Source organism: Gardnerella sp. DNF01189 (genome assembly GCF_049244195.1).
Lineage (GTDB): Bacteria > Actinomycetota > Actinomycetes > Actinomycetales > Bifidobacteriaceae > Bifidobacterium > Bifidobacterium swidsinskii.
The window spans coordinates 616,791-636,335 of record NZ_CP058385.1 but is presented as its reverse complement, the minus strand read 5'-3'; the positions used below and the strand labels follow the sequence as shown (position 1 = coordinate 636,335).

Annotated in this window: 21 protein-coding genes; all 21 read right to left on the bottom strand. The window is 45.8% G+C overall.

Annotated elements, in window-relative coordinates; translation table 11 throughout:
- Nucleotides 1-18: 18 nt before the first annotated feature.
- A complete protein-coding gene (locus tag HXT41_RS02675) occupies nt 19-1,014 on the bottom strand; it encodes a GH25 family lysozyme (RefSeq protein ID WP_421788799.1) in 996 nt (331 codons plus the stop codon).
- A 466-nt stretch (nt 1,015-1,480) separates the two neighbouring features.
- Nucleotides 1,481-2,173 (bottom strand): DUF6273 domain-containing protein, encoded by a 693-nt coding sequence (locus HXT41_RS02670; RefSeq protein ID WP_421788798.1) that lies wholly within the window; start codon nt 2,171-2,173, stop codon nt 1,481-1,483.
- A gap of 9 nt (nt 2,174-2,182) precedes the next feature.
- A complete protein-coding gene (locus HXT41_RS02665; protein WP_421788797.1) occupies nt 2,183-4,153 on the bottom strand; it encodes an alanine-zipper protein in 1,971 nt (656 codons plus the stop codon).
- Nucleotides 4,146-4,292 (bottom strand): hypothetical protein, encoded by a 147-nt coding sequence (locus tag HXT41_RS02660; RefSeq protein WP_012914336.1) that lies wholly within the window; start codon nt 4,290-4,292, stop codon nt 4,146-4,148. Before HXT41_RS02660 ends, HXT41_RS02665 begins: the two co-directional genes overlap by 8 nt.
- Nucleotides 4,282-4,482, bottom strand: coding sequence for a hypothetical protein (locus HXT41_RS02655; RefSeq protein WP_041160521.1), 201 nt, complete (start codon nt 4,480-4,482; stop codon nt 4,282-4,284). Before HXT41_RS02655 ends, HXT41_RS02660 begins: the two co-directional genes overlap by 11 nt.
- Before the next feature lie 12 nt (nt 4,483-4,494).
- Nucleotides 4,495-6,519 carry a hypothetical protein gene (locus tag HXT41_RS02650; protein ID WP_421788796.1) on the bottom strand — a complete coding sequence of 675 codons (2,025 nt, stop codon included), beginning with the start codon at nt 6,517-6,519 and terminating at the stop codon, nt 4,495-4,497.
- The gene (locus HXT41_RS02645; protein WP_041160520.1) at nt 6,516-7,229 is read right to left on the bottom strand and encodes a phage tail spike protein; all 714 of its coding nucleotides are present in this window, start codon (nt 7,227-7,229) and stop codon (nt 6,516-6,518) included. Before HXT41_RS02645 ends, HXT41_RS02650 begins: the two co-directional genes overlap by 4 nt.
- A 3-nt stretch (nt 7,230-7,232) precedes the next feature.
- The gene (locus tag HXT41_RS02640) at nt 7,233-7,982 is read right to left on the bottom strand and encodes a phage distal tail protein (protein WP_012914334.1); all 750 of its coding nucleotides are present in this window, start codon (nt 7,980-7,982) and stop codon (nt 7,233-7,235) included.
- Between the two features lie 3 nt (nt 7,983-7,985).
- The gene (locus HXT41_RS02635) at nt 7,986-11,507 is read right to left on the bottom strand and encodes a phage tail tape measure protein (protein WP_416090873.1); all 3,522 of its coding nucleotides are present in this window, start codon (nt 11,505-11,507) and stop codon (nt 7,986-7,988) included.
- A complete protein-coding gene (locus HXT41_RS02630) occupies nt 11,508-11,744 on the bottom strand; it encodes a hypothetical protein (protein ID WP_049762331.1) in 237 nt (78 codons plus the stop codon). It abuts the gene before it with no gap.
- Nucleotides 11,745-11,872: 128 nt separating this feature from the next.
- Nucleotides 11,873-12,373: a hypothetical protein gene (locus tag HXT41_RS02625; RefSeq protein ID WP_119522524.1), complete on the bottom strand. Its 501-nt coding sequence runs from the start codon at nt 12,371-12,373 to the stop codon at nt 11,873-11,875.
- A 145-nt stretch (nt 12,374-12,518) separates the two neighbouring features.
- Nucleotides 12,519-13,100 carry a hypothetical protein gene (locus HXT41_RS02620; RefSeq protein ID WP_421788795.1) on the bottom strand — a complete coding sequence of 194 codons (582 nt, stop codon included), beginning with the start codon at nt 13,098-13,100 and terminating at the stop codon, nt 12,519-12,521.
- 8 nt (nt 13,101-13,108) lie between these two features.
- Nucleotides 13,109-13,510 (bottom strand): hypothetical protein, encoded by a 402-nt coding sequence (locus HXT41_RS02615; RefSeq protein ID WP_119522521.1) that lies wholly within the window; start codon nt 13,508-13,510, stop codon nt 13,109-13,111.
- On the bottom strand, nt 13,507-13,878 hold the full coding sequence (locus tag HXT41_RS02610; protein ID WP_421788794.1) for a hypothetical protein: 372 nt from the start codon (nt 13,876-13,878) through the stop codon (nt 13,507-13,509). The genes HXT41_RS02615 and HXT41_RS02610 overlap by 4 nt, the downstream gene beginning before the upstream one ends.
- A complete protein-coding gene (locus HXT41_RS02605) occupies nt 13,865-14,329 on the bottom strand; it encodes a DUF6093 family protein (RefSeq protein ID WP_012914328.1) in 465 nt (154 codons plus the stop codon). Before HXT41_RS02605 ends, HXT41_RS02610 begins: the two co-directional genes overlap by 14 nt.
- Nucleotides 14,326-14,904 (bottom strand): hypothetical protein, encoded by a 579-nt coding sequence (locus HXT41_RS02600; protein WP_421788793.1) that lies wholly within the window; start codon nt 14,902-14,904, stop codon nt 14,326-14,328. Before HXT41_RS02600 ends, HXT41_RS02605 begins: the two co-directional genes overlap by 4 nt.
- 2 nt (nt 14,905-14,906) lie before the next feature.
- The gene (locus HXT41_RS02595) at nt 14,907-15,758 is read right to left on the bottom strand and encodes a coat protein (RefSeq protein ID WP_421788792.1); all 852 of its coding nucleotides are present in this window, start codon (nt 15,756-15,758) and stop codon (nt 14,907-14,909) included.
- Between the two features lie 17 nt (nt 15,759-15,775).
- Nucleotides 15,776-16,393: a hypothetical protein gene (locus HXT41_RS02590; protein WP_421788791.1), complete on the bottom strand. Its 618-nt coding sequence runs from the start codon at nt 16,391-16,393 to the stop codon at nt 15,776-15,778.
- A 26-nt stretch (nt 16,394-16,419) separates the two neighbouring features.
- Complete coding sequence (locus tag HXT41_RS02585) at nt 16,420-17,565, bottom strand: hypothetical protein (protein WP_421788790.1); 1,146 nt, start codon at nt 17,563-17,565, stop codon at nt 16,420-16,422.
- Nucleotides 17,555-18,931, bottom strand: coding sequence for a phage portal protein (locus tag HXT41_RS02580; RefSeq protein WP_421788789.1), 1,377 nt, complete (start codon nt 18,929-18,931; stop codon nt 17,555-17,557). The genes HXT41_RS02585 and HXT41_RS02580 overlap by 11 nt, the downstream gene beginning before the upstream one ends.
- Nucleotides 18,928-19,536: a terminase gene (locus tag HXT41_RS02575; RefSeq protein ID WP_012914322.1), complete on the bottom strand. Its 609-nt coding sequence runs from the start codon at nt 19,534-19,536 to the stop codon at nt 18,928-18,930. The genes HXT41_RS02580 and HXT41_RS02575 overlap by 4 nt, the downstream gene beginning before the upstream one ends.
- Nucleotides 19,537-19,545: the final 9 nt, after the last annotated feature.

Sequence of the window (19,545 nt, the reverse complement as noted above, 5' to 3'; positions counted from 1 at the left end):
CTTTTCTTCTCCTATTTGTTATTTTGGCTGGTTGTCTTTGGTTATCCACGTCGCGTTGATGTGTGTGAAACAGTTTTTACCGTCGCCATCCCAGCAGATGCTTCCGTCTGGCTTTACCATGATGCTTCCTGTACCATTGCCGGATAAGTGGATTGTTGCTAGAGAAACTGGTCGGAAACCTTCAGGGACTTGCTCTCTCGCGTGTATCCATGAGCCGCCGCCGCAAACCACGCAACCGCACCCATTCACTGTGACAACGTTGCCGCATCGTGTGATCCCCATGCGCTGGTCTTGGTTCGTACCCCATGGAATGTGCATAGTAAAGCTGCTAATGTCCCCGTCGTGCTCTATCGGTGACACGTCCGGTTTTGGTGCTGGTTTCGGTGCCGGTGGAGGAGTTGCATGGTCTGATTGAGCGTATTTATTCCACGCCGTGCGGTCACCGTAGAACTTGTTAAGGTCAAGGTTGCCGCCGTAGTTTGGCAACGCTCCAGCACTAGAATATTGGCGTATTGCACAACTATAAGATCCTTCGTTCCAAGGCTCGCTCTGATATCCTGTGTGAGCGGAGTTAGCGTATTGTGCTATCCACAGTCCGCAGTTTGTTGCTTTGCTTACTCGAGCTAACCTACCGTAGTCACATTGGCTGCCGTAAAGAAGAGGACGCACGCCAGTAAGATTGTAAACTGTTTGCGCACACTGTTGTAAGTACGCTGTATCGCCGTAAGCGCTGTTGCTGCCGCTTTCAAAGTCGAGTGCGAGTATTGCGCGCCCAATATAAGGCTTTACCGCGTTCACAAAGTATTGCATCTCAGCCTGAGCGTTGCCGCCACTAATATAGTGGTAAATGCCCAACAGTTTGCCACTGTTTAGCGTTGCGTCTGCTTGAGCATGAAAACACGGGTTCGTATACCATGCGCCTTCGGTGGCTTTAACGATGACAAAATCAGCTGGTACTGCTGCGATATTAATGCCGCGCTGATACCAGGATACATCAATGCCGTTTAATGCCATATTCTTCCTCCTTTGGATATTGAAAAAGCCACGCTGTTTGCGTGGCTAAAAAGTGAACTTGTCAAAAATTCCGACATGTTCAAAATCTAATCGTGAGTTAATCGTGCGAAAAATTCTATTGAACGTTGGTTTTCCGCGGTTTCTACTTCGATTAATCGTGAGTTAATCGTGCGTATTGTAGTCGAGTGGTTTCGGATAAATTCGGATTCTTCGGACGGTTTCGGACGGATTCGGACGGAACGTATCATACTTTCCAGTTTTTGTCCTTATTGGACTCTTACTGTACTTTTACCGTAGTTTCTGAAATTAGTACCTTAATTAGTACCAAAAGTCCCAGTTTGTCCAGTTTTTGTCCAGTTTGTCCTAAAGTGTCTCATTTTTCGCTTTGAGCTGCTTATAATACGCGTTCATGCTTCGGAGTCGCACGAAGGCGACCCCTAGAATTAAAGATGCGCATAGCCTACGGCTACCCGATGCAGAAGCACGGGAGCATGCCGCCTGCTGCGCTGATTCTAGCGGGCGCGTATGAACCATCAGTGTTGACAGCCGGAATCGCGGTTCTACTATTGGCGTGCGTGCTTCGCAACCAATACCATCGGTTTGAGCGTATGCGACTGCGATTATCAGTAAAGCAAGCCCACTGCGTGTAAACTCTAGAGGACTCGTTAGAATACTTCGCTTTGCCGAACGCTTCAATCTCAGACGGTGGGAATACATGCTCATCAAAGTAGTCTACTGTGCCCTTAACGTTCGTGCATGGCAAGCTCATTTTAAGCACGTAAGGCTTCAAAGAATCAGGCATCACACGATAAAAATCTTTAAGCTTCCAATCCAATGTAGAGTCAATATAAAGATTATCTACGTCTGAGAACTTCATATTGTCTGGCATCAGCTTATCCGGCACAAGCAACGCTTCACCGCGCCCGTAGTGGTTAAACTCAGCAATAGTCCAACGGTAAGTCGTACCATTCACAGTCTCATCAAAGTAATCATCAGCGTGTAGAACACTAAAATCCTTATTACGCACACAATTAGCAATAATCTGCGCCGGGCTTGAACCATAGTTTGCGAACGGCTTCCACCCGGGTATTGGTTCAAAATCCGGTGTGATGAGCTTATTCTCATACGCAGAATAAAACGGCATTTGAAAAACAGTCATCCCAGTCTCCTAGTCCGCAAACCAAACAAAAACAAGCTTGAGAGCAGAACCGTTATCATTCTTCTGGTGAGTTGTTATAGTTATTTTTCCTGTTCGCACACCATTCTGTTCTTCGATCTTGAACTCTGGCTGCTGGCGCATGTACTCTTTAATACCATCAGCTTGTGGGTAGATGAGAATATGCCCCCCATGTGGTAATTCTTTTAAATCTGTTAGAGTACAATCCCAAGAACTTGGGGTTGTGTAACCGGTCAATGATTGGGGTTTTACTATTGGTGTGCGAATGTTGTTTACTGCTTGTTGTGCGCTATCAGCTTTACTAGCAGCTGCTTGCGCCGCACTATTAGCACTATCCGCTACCGACTGTGCTTTACTAGCAGTCTGAGCCGCATCATTCGCCTTACTCTGTGCTGCGCTACAAGAGTTTTTTAACGAACTAACCTCCGACTCCATAGAGTCAATGCGATTTTTATTGTTATCAGTAGCTTCAATAGCACTGTTAGCTGTGTTTTGAGCGCGTTGAGCTGATCCCGCCGCGTCGTTAGCTTTGCTCTGAGCCTGCTCAGCTGTAGAGCGCGCCGCTTCAGCTGTACTATTCGCCGTACCAGCCACGCTTTTAGCATCATTCGCTGCCTGTTCAACAGCTTTAAAACGTGTTTCAGACTCTTGCAAAGTCTGCGTAGCCTTGCCAGCCGCATCATTCGCCGCTTGCGCTGCGCTGTTGGCTGTGCTAGTAGCATTATTAGCCTTGCCAGCCGCATCAGCGGCTGCAGACGCTTGAGCGTTAGCCGTACGAGTAGCTTCAAGTGCCGCGTTATTTGTCTGCTTCAACTCTTCAACAGCACTCACCACACGCTTAGCAGTCTCGCTAGCATCCTTTACTTGGTCAAGAACGCTCTGAGCTTGAGCCACAGCAGTAGCAGACTCCTGAGCCGTATGAAGCGCGCTGTTCGCCGCTTCAACCGCCTGTTCGCTAGTCTGCTTAGCTTGAGCTGCCTCACCGGACACGTTCCTATAAGCTTGTGCTGCTTCATCACACTTTTGCGCGCTAGACGACGCGTTAAACCCGGCGCGCTGAGCTTTAACAACCTCTTCTCTTAATGCTGCTAAATCGGTTTCAGTCTGTTTGTTTGCAGCTTCTGTTTTCTCACGAACCGCGTCCACGGCTTGAGTCGCACTGTTAGCGCGCTCAACAGCCTGCTGCACTTTACTAGCCGCATCACTTGCCGCATCCTGCACAGTTTGCTTTAACCCACTCACAGCATCATCAGCGCGCTTCGCTGCTTGGTCAGCAGTCTGTTTACTAGCGTCACACTGTTGAACAACTTCAGTAGCGTGACTAATCACGTTTTGAGTGTTTTGAGCAGCTTGTGATGCTTCACTTGCCGCGTCCTTTGCTTGTTGTGCCGCCTGTTGTGCCGCGCTAATAGCATTATTAGCGGCATCAGCCGCATTTTGAGCATTCCGCGATACTGTTTCATTCTGTTCAATCAGGTGTGAAACTTTATCAGTTAAAGCGTTAGCTTTACCAGTAGCGTCCTTTGCTTGTTGTGCCGCGTCTTCAAGCTCCTGCCTGTAAGACTTACCCTCAGGCGAACCAGCATCAAAAACCGGCTGCTCGACAATAGCAGTAAAACTACGCGAGCAAACGATCGTCTTATCACGTTTCACTTCAAAACCAAGAGTCACCACGCCCGGCATACGACAAGCCGCAACCGGCACCGCCACCTGCCAAATACGACCATCATCAGAATCCTTCGCTTCCATTTTCACGCGGTCACCAATAAGCACACCCGGCTGCCTGTTCCAGCATAAGAGCACTTCAACAGTCGAATCATCAACCGGCACACCATTATCAAGAAGTTGCACGCGGATAATACGCCCATTCTCATCACCGCCATTCAGCCTAACGTCAGGAATAAACGCGTTCGCATAATCAAGCTGAATCACATTCCAAGTCGCATTCTGAAAATCACTCATGATCAGTCTCCTCAGCTTTCACTTCTTTAACTTGAGTCTCTAAAATAGAAACGCGCGCCTGTAAGCGCGCATTATCCAAACTCAAATTCGCAATCATCAACTGCAAATTCGTAATAGTTTGTTTCACTTCAGGATTCATCAGACTTACCTTTCTCTTTATCATTTAACCCAACGCCCAACGCGCGCATAATCACATCAAGCTTCAAATTCATTTCTTTTTGCCAAGGACTCTCGTCCGTAGACGCTATAGCATAATGCGTCTCCGTCTTAATAGTTCGTGTCGCTAACACCGGAGCCGGCTCTGAAGGAACAATTTTTATATCCACCACTCAACCTCCTTTCTAAATGACGAAGCCATTTCTAAAGCCAAAAGTAACCGGTACCCATTCTCTAGCTGTACCGTCTTTGTCCATGCTAGTAGGCAAATAAAAAGTTCGACTATCCATATTCGCGCCATCCTCATAAACACAGTCACTAGCAAGCCCGGCTCTACTAACCTTATGATACTCAAAATTACAATCCGTGCCGAAGTTAAACCCTTGTTCCAAGGTGTCGAAAGACGTTGGTGAGTAAGTTAAAGCTGCGTTGTAGTTGCCGACTCCATTAGACTGTATGCCAAAACCAATCAAACAGTCATCGCGCTGCGACCCAAAGAAAAGCACTTTACGCCGAGAATCCGTGTAATCAATAATGCCAATTCGACCATACTTGTCATTGCCTGATATGAAATGCATGCCATTTTCTTCTAAAGATAGCGTGCGATTGTGAATCTTATTATTGGCAATCGTCATGCCACCAATCTCACCACGAGATATGTGAATAGTAGACGTTGTCAAATCCCACCAGTTCGAATTCACATAATCCTGAATGCGCCCAGCTTTAATCAAACCCGCGTTGAGCGAGCCAGTTTTCAAATAAGACGCGTTCAAATACACGTGGCCACCACTCAAATAAATACCCTGCGTTTGCCCGCCATTCGTGAGTTTGTTGAAAATAGCTTCCTGGGTTAGTGACTCGTTCATCTTCGAAATTACACCAGCAGAACTATCATCAACAATCTGCTGAACCGTCTTGCCACCAATCTTCACCGACGCTTGCAATGAGAACTCACCGGTGTCCAAATTCCAAAAATTACGCCCTACAGCGTCACTCAAAATACCAGTGTAAATACGGTCAGCAAACAGTCCATGACCATCACAAACATTCTTCCAATCCCAATCGCCATTAGGTTTCAAAGAATCCGCTATACGCCAAAAACCGCCACCAATATGAGTAACAGTAGTGGGATGAGCGTCCTCGCTCTTATCATAAACAAAAATACCCTCATCAGGAGTAAAATACGTATAACCGCCACGAGCATTAAGAACCTCATTCAAACGCCCAATAAGATCACGAACATACAAACTGTTACCATCAGCAACCGCATTCCACTCGTCAGATTGAGCGATAAGCGCATCGAGCTTCTGCTCCTGAGCGCGCCGCTTCTGTGTGTAAGACTCGTGAATATTACCAAGCGTAATACGCGTAGCATCAACCGAATCAAGTAAATCTTCCTCAATCTTCAACACGCGCCCTTCAACACGAATAGGAGGAGTGAACGTAGCATCAACAATTTGCACTGTGTCACCAACGCCAACAGCATCAGAACTAAACCCAATTTTACCAAGCGAAACCACATCTGCTTCATAAGTTAATTGAGGTTTTGACAGCTTATCTAAACATTCTTTGCCTTTTTTAAATAACAAGTTAGCGTCAGAAATATCATCAAAAATAACTTCACCATCAAGAGGCAGCATACCTCCAAGCCCGTCAGGAACTCCCCATAGCCGAGTAGCTGCAACATCTTCAACGTATGGTAAATCATTATTAACATCAACAATACTCACACGAGATTGAGTATCGCCGCCACCCATAGTTTTTTTACGCAACTCTGATAACGCTTTACATGCGGCGCGGCGCTCCTGCTCAAGGCGATGAGCTTTTTCGCGCTCAATCTTATGTTCTAAAACAAGCTGATGTTTTTGCTGCCGAGCTTCCCGCTGCTCCTCAACCCTTTGTTTACGTATTTGTGCGTTTTGTAAACGTTCTAAACGTTTCTGCTCTGATATGCGCTTCCTTTCAGCGCGCCTGATAGCAGCCTGCTGCCGTCGTACAATTGCTGCAGCCTTACGTTCTGCAGCGCGCCGTTGTCTCTCAGCTTTACGTGCTGCACGCTCAGCCTTATTCTGAGCTATCAGTGCTTTCCGTGCCGACCTGCGTTTAGCGGCATCAAAATTCTTACCACTACCATTAGCTTTCCTGCCGCCACCTTGTGCTGGAGGAGTATAAGGAACGTAATTCGGATTCCAATTATCAAACCCACTCATAATTCAACCCCCTCATTGTCCTCAAAACCTGTTTTACTATTCTCTGTTTTCTGTTCCACCTGACTAACACTCTTGCCCCACACGTACAAGCGTGTAATAACATTCGCAGAATTAATAGTGCGTTTAATGCTTTTCAAATCGCGCGAATACTCAAAACGTTTCACCGGTGTTTTACCGCCACGATGCTCAACAGCATTAATGCTACGTGAAACAACATGATTTCCATCAAGCTCTACACTCGTATACAACTCAAGGTTAAAAGTCTTACAAGTAGCTTGTAATGCTTTAAGAACATTAGTGTGATAAAACGCGTAGTTCCCCTGAGCGGTTTCAGTCGCACCATTTTCAACATATTTAACATCCCACCGTGTGCCAGCTAATAAATCTTTAAAACGACCTTCAGCAGTTGCCGCAGTTCCACGCAAATCCTCAACATAAACACTGTTAAGTTCAGCAATACTGTTCGCGCATTGAATTGTAATAGTAGGCTGTTCTTCACCCCTAATAGCTTGCACAGACTGCACTAAATACTCAGCTCCAATGCCTTGACCGTCAGTAAAAACAATCCTGTCACCTTTTGTAACAGGACAATTAGAGCAAGTAATGTCAAGAGTGTCAGAACCGTCAACACTACGACACCGTTTTGCCATAGTTACACCATTAAGAACACCAACCAGCGTACCGTCACACTTGCTGCAGAAAAATTCCATACATCACACTCCATAAACAAAAAGTGGCGTGAAACTCATCACGCCACTAGCACCAGTAACACTTAAATCCACAATCCCCGGTATGAGGGGGAAAAAGTCACTTTGCAAAGTCGGAACAACAATAGTCCCATTCATTCTTGCAACTCGTGCTTGCGGAGTTGACTCAATCTCTAGTGTTGCACCGTCAGAAAGCCCCTCAAACGTTAGAAGTTTTGACGAGCTAGAACAGTTAATAATAACCTCGTCACTAGCTGCTTTGAGCTTAAAATGAGGGAAACAAGGACGGTCACCATCAACAGCAATGTGAACATCACCACTAACACTCACAGTCGTTGGAACTCCGTACGCGAACGGCTCAGCCGTTAAAACTAGATCACACTTATACTTTGCCGTATTGCCGAATGCGAACACTGGCTGCCAGTTTTTAAAAGTCGCATACCCTCGCCAAGTTGGAGAACTCCCACACTGAACAGTCATAAGACTTCCGGTTAACGCTGCAAGATTAGCTTGCATACGTGCAATATCTTCAACATGCCCAATAGTGCACATTGTTAGCGTAACAGTACGCTCTTTTAACGGAGCGTTACCATCCTCGTCGCGAAGCGTCGTGTCCACGGCAATACTGCTGCCGGGTACGCGCTGAAATTTAACTATAGGCTCAGGCGCGCTTACACGCATGCCCGGATAACATACTGAAAAGCCTAGTTCTTCAATAGGGGAGCCGTTAATTCTAACTGCGCCTTCAAAACTCATTTTTCACCTTCCTAAATCTATCATGTGAGAAAGTTCTCGGCTCATAGGCGTAGCAAGCAGCCCAGCCATTACTTCACGACCGTTAGCATCAAGCTTGAGTTTTACTCCATCGTCAAAAACGCTGCGCATTGCTTCAGCAACGTTAGAATTAGCCACACACCCTGACGCGACCAGCCTGTCGTTTAACGCGCGCATATCGTTTCGTAACCCATTCACAGCGTTCACGAGCATATCCCCACCAGTATTAGATGCTGGTTTCTCAGATCCTGCAATAGAGTTCCCGTAGTTTAAACGGTCAAGCATGTTCACGCCAATGCGCTGAACCGCGGCGGCTGTCATAACGTACTCACCGTTAGAAAGCATCGCTGGAATACTATCTGATGTACCAGTACCAGCACCATACACGACACCACCATTCGCGCGATGAACTCGAGCATTGACGTGTACGCTAGCGTTATTAATCGCATTTATAGCACTCCAAACCTCATTGGCGTTCGCTCTAAAATACACAGTTTTATCTCTTAACCGTGCGCTTTGTGCGCTGTTAAACTTGTTTTGGAAATCAGTTTTATTACCTTTGAGTTTGACAGTCTTGTCCGGCACTTTAGCTGCTTTAGCTTTAGACATAGTCGAGTCAAGATTACGCTTATCACCTTTGAGTTTGACAGTCTTGTCCGGCACTTTAGCTGCTTTAGCTTTAGACATAGTCGAGTCAAGATTACGCTTATCACCTTTGAGTTTGACAGTCTTGTCCGGCACTTTAGCCTTACTAACATCCGCAATAGCTTTTTTAGCCTGCTTAGTGTCAGCTTTAACTTTTGCCTTAACTTCAACCGGCTTCATTTTTTTAACCGCATCAAGAGCGGTCTGAAGCTGTTTCTTATCAAGAGTAAGAGTCAGCTTTTTAGGGTCAAGCTTTGCTTTTGATACTTTAGCAATAGCATCAAGAGCCTTCTTGTTGTTGCCAGTAATCTCAAACTTACCGCCTTTAAGGTTTTTTACAGATAGATTCTGTTTTTTAAACACTTCACTAAAGTTGTCTTTTGCGGTAACTTTTGCTTCAACATTAGACTGTTTCGCAGCCCCAATCAGCTTCATGAGCGCATCATGACTAATACCCCAAGCTTTTGCGAGCGCAATTGCTCTATCCTTGCTCATGCCTGTTTTTTGAGCAAGGTCAACGAACGCGGCACTGCCTTTGTCGAATGCTTTGGTTACATTTTCAACGCTTTCACCGTTTTTAGCCATCGCTTCAGCGGTTTCGAATGTTTGCTTAGCAAGGCTTGTGAGCGCGCTCATGTTTTTATCGGCAGCATCAGTGTTATCCATCCAATGTTTACCGGCTTCTGCAACGCTTTTACTACTTTCGCGTATTGTTTTATCCAAGTTTGTGAGTGCTTGGTCAGCGTCCATTGCGAAACCGTAGTATTTTTGCATTGCTTCAACATTATTGTTGATGGCTTCTGCTTGAGCGTTGATAGCGTTTTTACTAGCACCGAATTTTGCTATAAGAATGTCTTCTACTTTAGCGACTTTTAATATTTCACCACTGTTTTTGGCTGCGGCTTCCGCGCCCTTCATGAGCGCGTCCGCGTGCTGCGAAGAAGCTAGCGCATTTGCTTTCTGCTGCGCTTGTTCCTCTTTCATCGCGTTTTGTGCGTCTTTAACGCTCTTTTTTGCTTGATCAAACGCTTCCTTAAGAATGTTGACAGATTGTTTTGTGATTCCGCCGAACCTGTCTGGAGTAGAGTTTTTCCAAGTCTTATCTAAGGCTTTATTGAAAGACGTGACAGCGGTTTTGCTGCCTTTGACTGCGCTAACAAACGTGTCCATGCTTACGCCGCAAGTTTTAAGAGCGTCAGTAAAATTCTGAGTGCCTTTTGTAAACCAGCTGACTCCATCATTGCCGTTTTTTAATTCATCAGCAAGCTTACGATATACGTCACCACTATTACGCACAGTATCTTTTAGTGCATCAGTCTGCTTTTTGGCAGCATCAGCTTTAGCTTGCCACATCACAAAACCAATCGCTGCTGCCGCTAATGCAGCAACAAGAACTCCTGTTGTGACAGCAGTTAATCCGAGAACGCCAGCCTTAAAAACACTCAACCCAGAACTAGCCCCAGCAATCTTGTACCCAATACTTGAAAAAGTATCAGTTGCAGTACTGCTTAAGCTCCTAAAGGCTGATTCAAGTCCTGCACCAAGTTTTGTGCTCTTCAACAGCGTAAATAGCCGCTTTGCTTTACTGCCTATAAAGTCAAAACTCTTAGCAACAACGCCACCATATCTAGAACTTTTACGATACATGTCATACAGTCCAGCACCAATACCGACTAGCGCGGTTATTGCAATGACGGCTTGCTGAACTTCAGGAGGTAAGGCTGCGAATGCGTTAACAAGCCCGGTAACAGCCCCAATCATGCCGCTTATAATACCTTTGCCGCCGCTGCCGATTTTAATAAGCATGGTATCCCACGCATTGCCAAGGCGAGTGAGCTGACCTTTGAGATTATCCATCTGAGTGTTAGCAACTTTTGACGCGAACCCCTGTTGGTTAATCATCTTCGTATACTTTTCAACACCCTTTGCGCCCTGCTCATACAAAGTGTTAGCGGTTGTCAATGCTGCGTTAGAGAAAATACGTCCAAGAGCAGCATTTCGTTGCGCCTGAGTTAAATGCCCAAGCTTATCATGCAACTGTTGAGCAACACTCGCTAAGCCAACAAATCTGCCTTGAGAATCATAAATCTGCAATCCAAGCTTCTTAATAGTACCCTGCGCTCGAATAGACGGTGCAACAAGATTCTGAAGCATAGCATTAAACTTTGTACCAGCGTCAGAACCAACCAAACCTTTAGATGCAAACAGTGTTAGAGCGCCAACAGTTTCCTCAACGCTCATTCCGAGAATGTGAGCGTTAACACCAACGTTCTTCAATGCCTCGCCCATATCTTGCACACCACCCTGTGCCATGTTTGCGCCAGCTGCAAGCAAATCTGCAACATGAGACGCTTTAGAACCAGCAAGCCCGAACTGATTCAATGCAGAAGCCGTCAATTCAGCAGCATCAGCAGCGTTCATCTCACCAGCAGCTGCCAAATCAAGAGCACCCTTCAAACCGCCGCCAATAATATCCTTAACGCTCACACCGGCTTTACCAAGCTCATTGATAGCATTAGCAGCTTTAGTTGCAGAAAACATGCCACTGCGCCCAGCATCCAACGCTGCTGTCTCAAGCTTCTTTAACTCTCCAACATTCTCAGTGACGTTAGCCCTAACAGCCGCCATAGCTTGGTCAAACTCGGCAAAGCGACGCGTAGCATCAACACCAATAGCAACAGCAACTGCACCAGCACCAATAGCAAGTGCCCTCATTATGCGACCGGTCTTTTCCCCAGTAGTACCAGCACTCTTTACAAAACTGTCAAACTTTCCAGTCAAGTGTGCTGCCGTTTGGAGTTTTGCCGAGTAGTCAGCAATATCCGCGGTCATGCGAATAGTAATATTCTCGTTTTGCGCCATTTACTCCTCCTCAACTCCAAACGGCACTAGCTTAGTAGTTTGCGAGCGCGTAGTGCCCGGACGGTCATCTTTCAAATACTTTTCCATCGCCTGCTCACGCATAGCACTTACGAAACATGTTTCGATTTTTGCGCGCTCAAACGTGTCATTTACTTTCAAATAATCATGGCAGAACTTAGACGGCATTCCGCACAGTGGGCAAAGAACTGTGTTCTCATACTCATCCAGTGCGAGCATCCATGCGCGTTCTGTTTCATCCCACTCGATAGGATCGTCATCAGTTGGCTGCCATCCGCAGAATCGCTTATAAGAAATCCCTAGCCTACGTGCAGTTTTTAATTGCGCTACGAGACTAGGGAAATATTCTAAATAAGCTGCGTTAATTCTTTTGGGAATGCGGTTGTTGGTTCGTTAAGATTTTGAATAGTTGTAACAATGTCTGTAATCTGCGAGTCAGCAAGCTTTGGCAATAACTCTTTCACATCATCATTACTCACACTGCGTTTACTCAGTTTGTATTGCGCTTTAACAATCATTGCCGGGAACGCTTCAAGCGCAGCCTGTTTAACGTTGATTGTTGGAGTATCTTCGTCCTCTTTGTTTTCTGTGTTTTTAATAACGTATTCACTCCACTTAGAGTGGTTTAAGCCCTGTAAAGTGATAGTAATAACGCTACGGTCTGCGAGTTCTTTTGTCTTATGTATTTCTTCCAGTACTTCGTCAGCTGAGCGTCCATCGCGAATAGCGTTCGTTTCGTCCTGCTGCATAAGTACAAGCTCTTGAGTAAGCATGAGCGTTTTTTGCAATGATACAAGGTCAGTTACGATATCAACAGTTAATTGTGGTTGAATGTATTTAATAGGCATAATAAAACTCCAATTAATAGGGGGGTGGGGTATGTTGTGGTGTTAGAAAGTAAAGGCGCGTGCGAGGAAAGGAACAAAAACTCGCACGCGCTTCCCCTATACTTCTTGCCAATCCACCACAAAAACCGGCAAGAAAGAATTATTACTACTGTGCTGAGTTCGACACTACAGTAGAAGATGCAGGCACAGCACTAGCAGAATCCACAACAACACTTTCCTCATCAGAAGAAGATGGGTCAGCGGCAAAGTTAATCAAACTCATTTGTCGATTATCCTTAAACGCAGTTTTCAAACCAATAGTTGCCGGGAACACGCTAACAACATCGCCTGCCACGAACTCTTCAGACGCTTTCTTACCACGCCTGCGCACAAAGAAACCACGAGCACCCTTAGTGAGCGTTTTAATAGCTTCGTTGTACTTCTCAGCATCCTTAGTGTTAGTGTTATCAATAACGTGCAGCTTGCCGTTCTCATACTTTTCCATGCCGTTAATCTTGCCAGCTACAGCATAAGCTTCACGCTCATCGTTAAAAGTTTCCTGCGAGTGATCAAGACTAAACGCATCATGAGAACCCAAGTAAATACTCAAATCAATATTGCCAGCTTTCTCCAATTCAGCCACAGTAGGCTTATGAATATCAGCAATACCATTAGAAGCTGGCACCCAAATAGTACGGTGTAAGCCAGCAGCAAGATGTGTTGGAACTTTAGCAATTTCAACTGTCATAATGTCTCCTAAATATTAAATGCGAACCGCCATTCGACGACTCGCACAACATAATTCATATTCTGACTGAGATTCTTCATATCTCCCGGGTATGAGCCAGAATCCCTGTAGACGCTCATACCCTCAATGTTTTGTAGTTTTGCAGCTTCAACCATGTCTATGAGTTTTTCAGCGAGCAAATCAACGCTCAACTGTGAAGCGTTTACAATGCGTGCTTCTATGAGCGCGTATCGCAATCGCGTTTCGCCAGCTTCACAGTGGAATCTGTTTTGCGGTTTGACGGTAAAAATTACCCACGGTGGGAGAGTGGTTTTTGACAACGGTGCTTGCCCGTCCTCGTAACGTTTCCACCCGTCGGGTAGTTTTATGATGCTTAAAACCTCTTTTCGAGCTTCAAGAAAAGTTGTCATATTTCAACACCAACCTTTCTCATTTCTTCAATCATCGTGTCAAACTCAGGCTGAGCATACTCATAGAATTTGTGAGTGCCACCACCACGCTCAGAGCCAAAAAAAGCGAAGTTAATAACACTACCCGGTCTGCCTTTTGACGGTGCTACAGTAGCTGTAACTTCATGAAACTTTTTCTCAATCTCATACGTGATAGGCGTTTCGCGAAAATACCAGTAGTCTGATTTTGCTAAATCAGCTTTAACAGCTTTCTTCACATTGAGTGCTGCGTGAGCAACAATTTTTTCAACCTGCTCATCTTTCACACGAAAAGCCGTATGCAAAGCACCTGCGAACCGTGAAAGCTCAGAAGATTCAAGACGAAACATTATTCTCCACCGCCTCTACAGTCTCAAGATTCGCGTTCAATACCCAGCGTTGCGCTGAAGTAAACGTTTTAGCACTAGTATTCAAAGCCAGCTTAAACACGCGATTCTCAAGAGCCTTATTGACACTATGTATGACTTCCACAATGTCACCCGGGGCAAGCCCGGACACACTCATAGGAAAGTGAATACCTTGCGTAGAAGAAAGCATAGGAGAACCATAATTCACCTTATCGCTCAACCTCACGCCGTTCGCACTATTAGCACTATTCGCACCATTAGAATCGTAAGCTTGCAACTTACACTTGCCCTCATACACTTTCATATACGATGGCTTCTGCAAAGCAGTCTGCTCATCTAACACATAACCCGTTACCCGTTTCACTAGCACAGTATCAACCATAAGACACTCAGCTGCCTGTTGAGCACGACGTACAACGCTAAGAGCACTCATATAATCCTCACCGCCAAACCGGGAGAACCAAACCGCGAGCGCAACATTTTGCATGTTGCTTCAGGTAGTTGCATTGCGTCTATTAGAGCGTTTTCACCTTGCGTGTAACCAATCTGATAGTCGTCAATGCGCTCATACGCTACGCCTGTGTGTGTTTGCAATCCGCCGTTCTCAGTTTGAGCTAAGCCTGCTGCAACCATGGAACAACAAAGGCGTTTAATATCCTCTGGAATGTTCGTAAAGCCAGCTGTGAATGTTACTTGTACGCTAGTTGGCTCATTAGGGGATGCCCAATCATTGTCACGGTATAAGGAATCCCCAATAAGCTTCCAATTAGTGTCAAGCGCGCCATCAATGAGAACTGATTCAACTTGAACAACCGGACGGAACGGTAATGGTAGGCGTTTGCGGTCAACACCCGGCAATATAACCGTGTGAGTGCCGCGCACAATAGGAGAGCCAGCAGCGGCTGTAATACTGCTACTGGCAACCTCTAATAGTGCTTCAGCTTCGGCTTCTCGCCCGTCAACCTGCACTTTGAAACGGCGGCAATCGTCAACTGTCGCCAAACTCATAATCAGGCAGTCCTAGAAACGGAGCCAGTTGTAGTGAGTTCGCATGTTGCCAAAGCTTCAGGACGAATCACCTTAGAACCGTATACAAGCAAGCCTTTAACAATGTCACTAAAGCCTTTCTCTCTACGCGCTGGCTCAAGCTCAGAGATTTGCTGCGCGAAAGTAGTAGCAATAGTAGAACCTGCAAGCATAGTATGCTTCGTATCAGTATTGCCTGGCATAAGATTAGTCTGATACACGGTGAAACCGTTCACATTACCAACGAAACCATTGTGTAATGTTGCAGACTCAACAGCAGTATTCTTAACGAAACGGTCATCCAAGAGCAGCATTCCATAAACATCTGGGTCAACCACAAGGAACCTGCCAGTGGTTGGAATATTCTGCTTGCTCAGTCTTGCACCAAGGGAAACAATGCTTTCATACACGTCTTCAGGCTTTGTATAAGTCTTCTTCAAAGCCTTACCAGCCGCCGCCGTAACCATAAGGCTGCCAACATACTTATCAACCTCTGCTGCAAGATTATAGGCGGCACGCTCCTGGAACTTACCTCGCAAATCTTTGCGTGACTGAACAGTATCCAAGTCGTCTACTTCAAAAGCAAACGCCTTAGATTGGTCAATCTTAAGCACACCAGCGTCAACATCAGTAACAGGCTGAATCGTCAACTCGCCATACTTTTTATAATCCTGAATCTGGATATCACCAACACCAGTGATATGTACGGTGTCGCCGTAGGCGCGGATTTCCCCCTCGTAATCATGGTTTGCAAGGTTTGCAAACACAAGAGAATTATTAAGAGTGTTAAGAATCTTAGCACTCCATATTTCTGGGACAAAATGATCAATAGCCATATCTTCTCCTTAAGTAATTATTTGCCTTCTAGAATGTTGTCAAGCCTGCCTTCCGCTTCAGCTTTCACAATCTCACTTGGTGTCATGCCTTTAAGCTGCTCACGCGTAAGCTGCTGAACAGTCTGAGCACGCGCGCCACTAGGAGGCGTACTCACGACACCAGTGTTTGGTTGGCGTTTCGCCAAATATGGACGCTCTTTAACAAGCGCGCCCAAAGCATTATTAATTTCCTCTGAGTTGGTTTCTCCATCATCGGAAACAGTGAATTTTGATAAGTCAAGGAAAAGTGTTGCATCCGCCGGGTTCTCTAGCACACTAGCAGCGGCGGCACGAATTTCACTCTTAAGAACACGCTGATTAGCGTTTACAATAGCTTGTTGCTGAAGTTTCGCAAGCTCTTCAGCCTTCTGATACTCAGCTTCACGACCTTGCAGTTTTGCTAACTGCTCTTCCATGCCCTTGTACTTATCGTTTTGCTTCAACGCATCTTTAAGTTTGCGCTCAAGGTCACGATTGACATGCTGTTGTGCCCTGTATTTCTCATTAGCTTCTTCTTGAGAAAGCAATTGAGGATTCTGCTTCAACTCCTCATCTTGCTGAGAATTATTATCGTTATTATTTTCACCATCTGGCATGGTTTTCTCCTTTCCTTGACCTTTCGTCACCTATAACCCATGCCGTTTGACATGGAATCGGAAATCTTTTCATACGCTTCACGCAACCCTTTTTCAGCCTGCGCAATACGCGCTAAATCTTCACTCTTAACAGCTTCTTGATAAATCTGCTCAGCACGTCTAACAGCTGGGTTTAACTCCCACAATCCGCCAATGTTTTTCCTGTGCTCATACCTAAAATCGCGGGGGAGAATGTAACCGTTATCCTTAAGTCGCTGTATGGCTTCTTTACGACTCCCAGATGCCCAACATTCATCAACGGTTAGTCTTCTAAATGCTTTGCGCGACTTGTCTTTAGCAGAGGGGAGAGTAAAACCTTTGTCTTTAAGTTGTAATGCGAAATAAGACCGACTGGATCTAGTGATACTAGTTTTATCAAGCTTGCTATTAACAATCTGACCAATATCAGCACCAGCACGAATACTCTTAGCACCAAGAATGCCGAATCTTTTATTCTGCTCTTCTTCGCTAAGCCTGTTAAACATTTCTATCGGGGTAGGCGCAATATCCATGACAGAACCGACATCATTCAAGTTGACTGGCAAGTGATAGCAGTGACAATTCATATGACGCTCAAACCCAGTGTTATAACGGTATATTTTGCCACTCAGTATGATGCACCATTTACACGCATCAGCATTGCAGCAACGAATAAACCCCATATGCCTGCGAGTAGTAATATCCGCTTGCTGAGCTTGCCTTATTACGTCAGCTAGATTCGTGGCAACACTAGAACTAAACAAGCCACCAACGCGCTCTAATGCTTCCTCAGCATTGACACCCTCTTTAATGAGTTCAAGAGTGCGTATAGCCGGACGATCAACCCACTCGTCTAAAGCCACGCCGCTAGCACTGTACTTCGAAAACGCGTGAGAATTTACAAGAGCTTCAGGCGTTGAATATTGGGCAATCTCCGCCATTACGTCAACATTCGCATCCAAGCCAGCATCAACAGCCTGTTCCTGCACATTGCTTAACACGTCCACTAAAGGCTGCTTAATGCGCGCCCAAGAGCCACGAATATCATTCTTATCCACACGCTTCCACGCGTGACGTGCTGCGCGCACTGCAGCAGCTTCACGCGCAGCCACACGCCTATGGAACGTGTCCACTGCTTGAAGATTACGCACCATGCTTCAACTGACCTGCAATCTTCTCAAGGGTAGGGTCACTCATCTCTTTCTCGCGCATCATAAGTACGCGCTCAACATCACGAGGACTCAAACCAGCATATTCAGCAACGTATTCAAACGGGAAACCAGCTTGGCGCATCTTAATAAGCCCGTCCATCATTTGCGCTTCACTGCGATACTGAGGATTAGCAAACTTCACAGTACTATTACGCACAAGCAAAGCAGTATCATTATCTCCTTCAGTAAGCATTGCGAGCCAACATAACTGCTTCACGCCAGCGCGCAAATAAGAAATACGGTCAAGAATTTTATTGACTAAACCTGCTTCAGCAACCTCATAGCCAGTCGCTGGCACCTCAGTAGACGTAAGCAAATAATGTGACGGCGTGCGCGTCTCAGCCGCAATATGCTCAACAGCCTTCTTAATAACCGGCAAAAACGCGTCCAAATTAGCCGGCTGCCACTCCGCAATCTTCACATTCTCGCCAGTAATCTGATAAATCCTATCCATCATCTGCTTTTCAAGGTCAGCCGGGCGACTACCAACAAGATTGCCATCAGTATCATAAACAGCCTCCTGCAAGCGTTCCCCACCAAGAATCACACGCGCCGGCATAGAAGCATAATCAAGAGCATTAAGCAGATAAGCCCAAATAACATTCACAGTATCCTGCATAGCTTCAACCTGCTCAATATCAGAAATAGGAGAACGATCCAACATACACTGATTGCGAAACTCAACCATAGGAACAACACCAAGCGGATTAGGCTGAATCGTAGACTCGTCTATCGCCCAATCCTCCACGCCAGTAGAACCAAACGCCATATCAGCATTTTTACGAACAAGCACATACCAGTCAGGAAAATACAGTACGCCAGTGTCAGAGCCTTCGCCACCAAGAGTTAAGCCTACAGTAGGCGCGCCTGTACGTGGGTCAAACTCCATAGCGCAAGAATCAGGATTCTCAAAAGTAATACGCGCATGACCGTCAGCCATTTGAGTAACCAACCCATATGAGCGGCGCGCAACCATCATCATAAGTGCCGCTTCACTAAGACCACGGTCAGCATCAGAATCCTGCCACACGCGATGCAAAGAATCAGGAGCAACACTACTATCAGGCGTAATAAACCCTTGAAAATGAATACGCTCAACCGGCGCTTGCGCCACGGTAGAGCACCAGTTATCAGAGAACGAGTTAAAACGATTCTCCATATACTTCTTAAACTCACGGCTAGTAAACGGCAGTTTACCGCGGCGTCCGCGAAAATACTCAACATGCTTTGTAATATCTGCTTGACGACCAATAACCTGCATCAACAACCTACGAAGAAGCACATTTACATCATCAATATTAAGTGTCATCTAAGTCTCCTCATATTAGACGGCGAATAAATAAGATTCGGCTTTTCTTCACCCCAACCATCCATGCGCGCGTCACACGCTGCTTCATGTGCAAGAATCGTTGCAACAGCAGCATCAATCTTTCTATCCTGCTGAGGTTTACCAAGACCGTATCTTTCAGCTGTCTTAGGGATACGCCGCGCGTTCACAATATGAGCGTTAGTAATAGGACAACCATCATGCGTAATACGGTGTGTGCTTAAATCTTCCTCAAACCGCCGCAACGCCTTATAAACAGCCGTGATACGATTACTACCGTTCATAACCCACGGAACAAAAACACGCTCACCATACGCGCGCGCCCAAGCATCAATTTGAGATTCCCAACTCATCTCATCCTTAAACCCCGGGTCACAATAAATACGCACAAACTTATACTTGTGAGCAAGCTCATCCATAGCAGCAATAACTTCACCACGAGGAATACGCCCACCCCACTCTTTAGGATTCCAAATCGTAGGACGCTGATCATACCCATAGCGAGGTGTGAAAATAAAACCACTCAACGTTTCGAGCTTAAAACACGTAAAATCATCATTTTCAGAACCATCAAAACCACCACACACGCTAGTGCC

Bases quoted from the DNA above. Each gene is read 5' to 3' on its own strand.
- HXT41_RS02675 (WP_421788799.1), bottom strand. From the start codon at position 1,014: ATGGCATTAAACGGCATTGATGTATCCTGGTATCAGCGCGGCATTAAT.
- HXT41_RS02670 (WP_421788798.1), bottom strand. From the start codon at position 2,173: ATGACTGTTTTTCAAATGCCGTTTTATTCTGCGTATGAGAATAAGCTC.
- HXT41_RS02665 (WP_421788797.1), bottom strand. From the start codon at position 4,153: ATGAGTGATTTTCAGAATGCGACTTGGAATGTGATTCAGCTTGATTAT.
- HXT41_RS02660 (WP_012914336.1), bottom strand. From the start codon at position 4,292: ATGAATCCTGAAGTGAAACAAACTATTACGAATTTGCAGTTGATGATT.
- HXT41_RS02650 (WP_421788796.1), bottom strand. From the start codon at position 6,519: ATGAGTGGGTTTGATAATTGGAATCCGAATTACGTTCCTTATACTCCT.
- HXT41_RS02645 (WP_041160520.1), bottom strand. From the start codon at position 7,229: ATGGAATTTTTCTGCAGCAAGTGTGACGGTACGCTGGTTGGTGTTCTT.
- HXT41_RS02640 (WP_012914334.1), bottom strand. From the start codon at position 7,982: ATGAGTTTTGAAGGCGCAGTTAGAATTAACGGCTCCCCTATTGAAGAA.
- HXT41_RS02635 (WP_416090873.1), bottom strand. From the start codon at position 11,507: ATGGCGCAAAACGAGAATATTACTATTCGCATGACCGCGGATATTGCT.
- HXT41_RS02630 (WP_049762331.1), bottom strand. From the start codon at position 11,744: ATGCTCGCACTGGATGAGTATGAGAACACAGTTCTTTGCCCACTGTGC.
- HXT41_RS02625 (WP_119522524.1), bottom strand. From the start codon at position 12,373: ATGCCTATTAAATACATTCAACCACAATTAACTGTTGATATCGTAACT.
- HXT41_RS02620 (WP_421788795.1), bottom strand. From the start codon at position 13,100: ATGACAGTTGAAATTGCTAAAGTTCCAACACATCTTGCTGCTGGCTTA.
- HXT41_RS02615 (WP_119522521.1), bottom strand. From the start codon at position 13,510: ATGACAACTTTTCTTGAAGCTCGAAAAGAGGTTTTAAGCATCATAAAA.
- HXT41_RS02610 (WP_421788794.1), bottom strand. From the start codon at position 13,878: ATGTTTCGTCTTGAATCTTCTGAGCTTTCACGGTTCGCAGGTGCTTTG.
- HXT41_RS02605 (WP_012914328.1), bottom strand. From the start codon at position 14,329: ATGAGTGCTCTTAGCGTTGTACGTCGTGCTCAACAGGCAGCTGAGTGT.
- HXT41_RS02600 (WP_421788793.1), bottom strand. From the start codon at position 14,904: ATGAGTTTGGCGACAGTTGACGATTGCCGCCGTTTCAAAGTGCAGGTT.
- HXT41_RS02595 (WP_421788792.1), bottom strand. From the start codon at position 15,758: ATGGCTATTGATCATTTTGTCCCAGAAATATGGAGTGCTAAGATTCTT.
- HXT41_RS02590 (WP_421788791.1), bottom strand. From the start codon at position 16,393: ATGCCAGATGGTGAAAATAATAACGATAATAATTCTCAGCAAGATGAG.
- HXT41_RS02585 (WP_421788790.1), bottom strand. From the start codon at position 17,565: ATGGTGCGTAATCTTCAAGCAGTGGACACGTTCCATAGGCGTGTGGCT.
- HXT41_RS02580 (WP_421788789.1), bottom strand. From the start codon at position 18,931: ATGACACTTAATATTGATGATGTAAATGTGCTTCTTCGTAGGTTGTTG.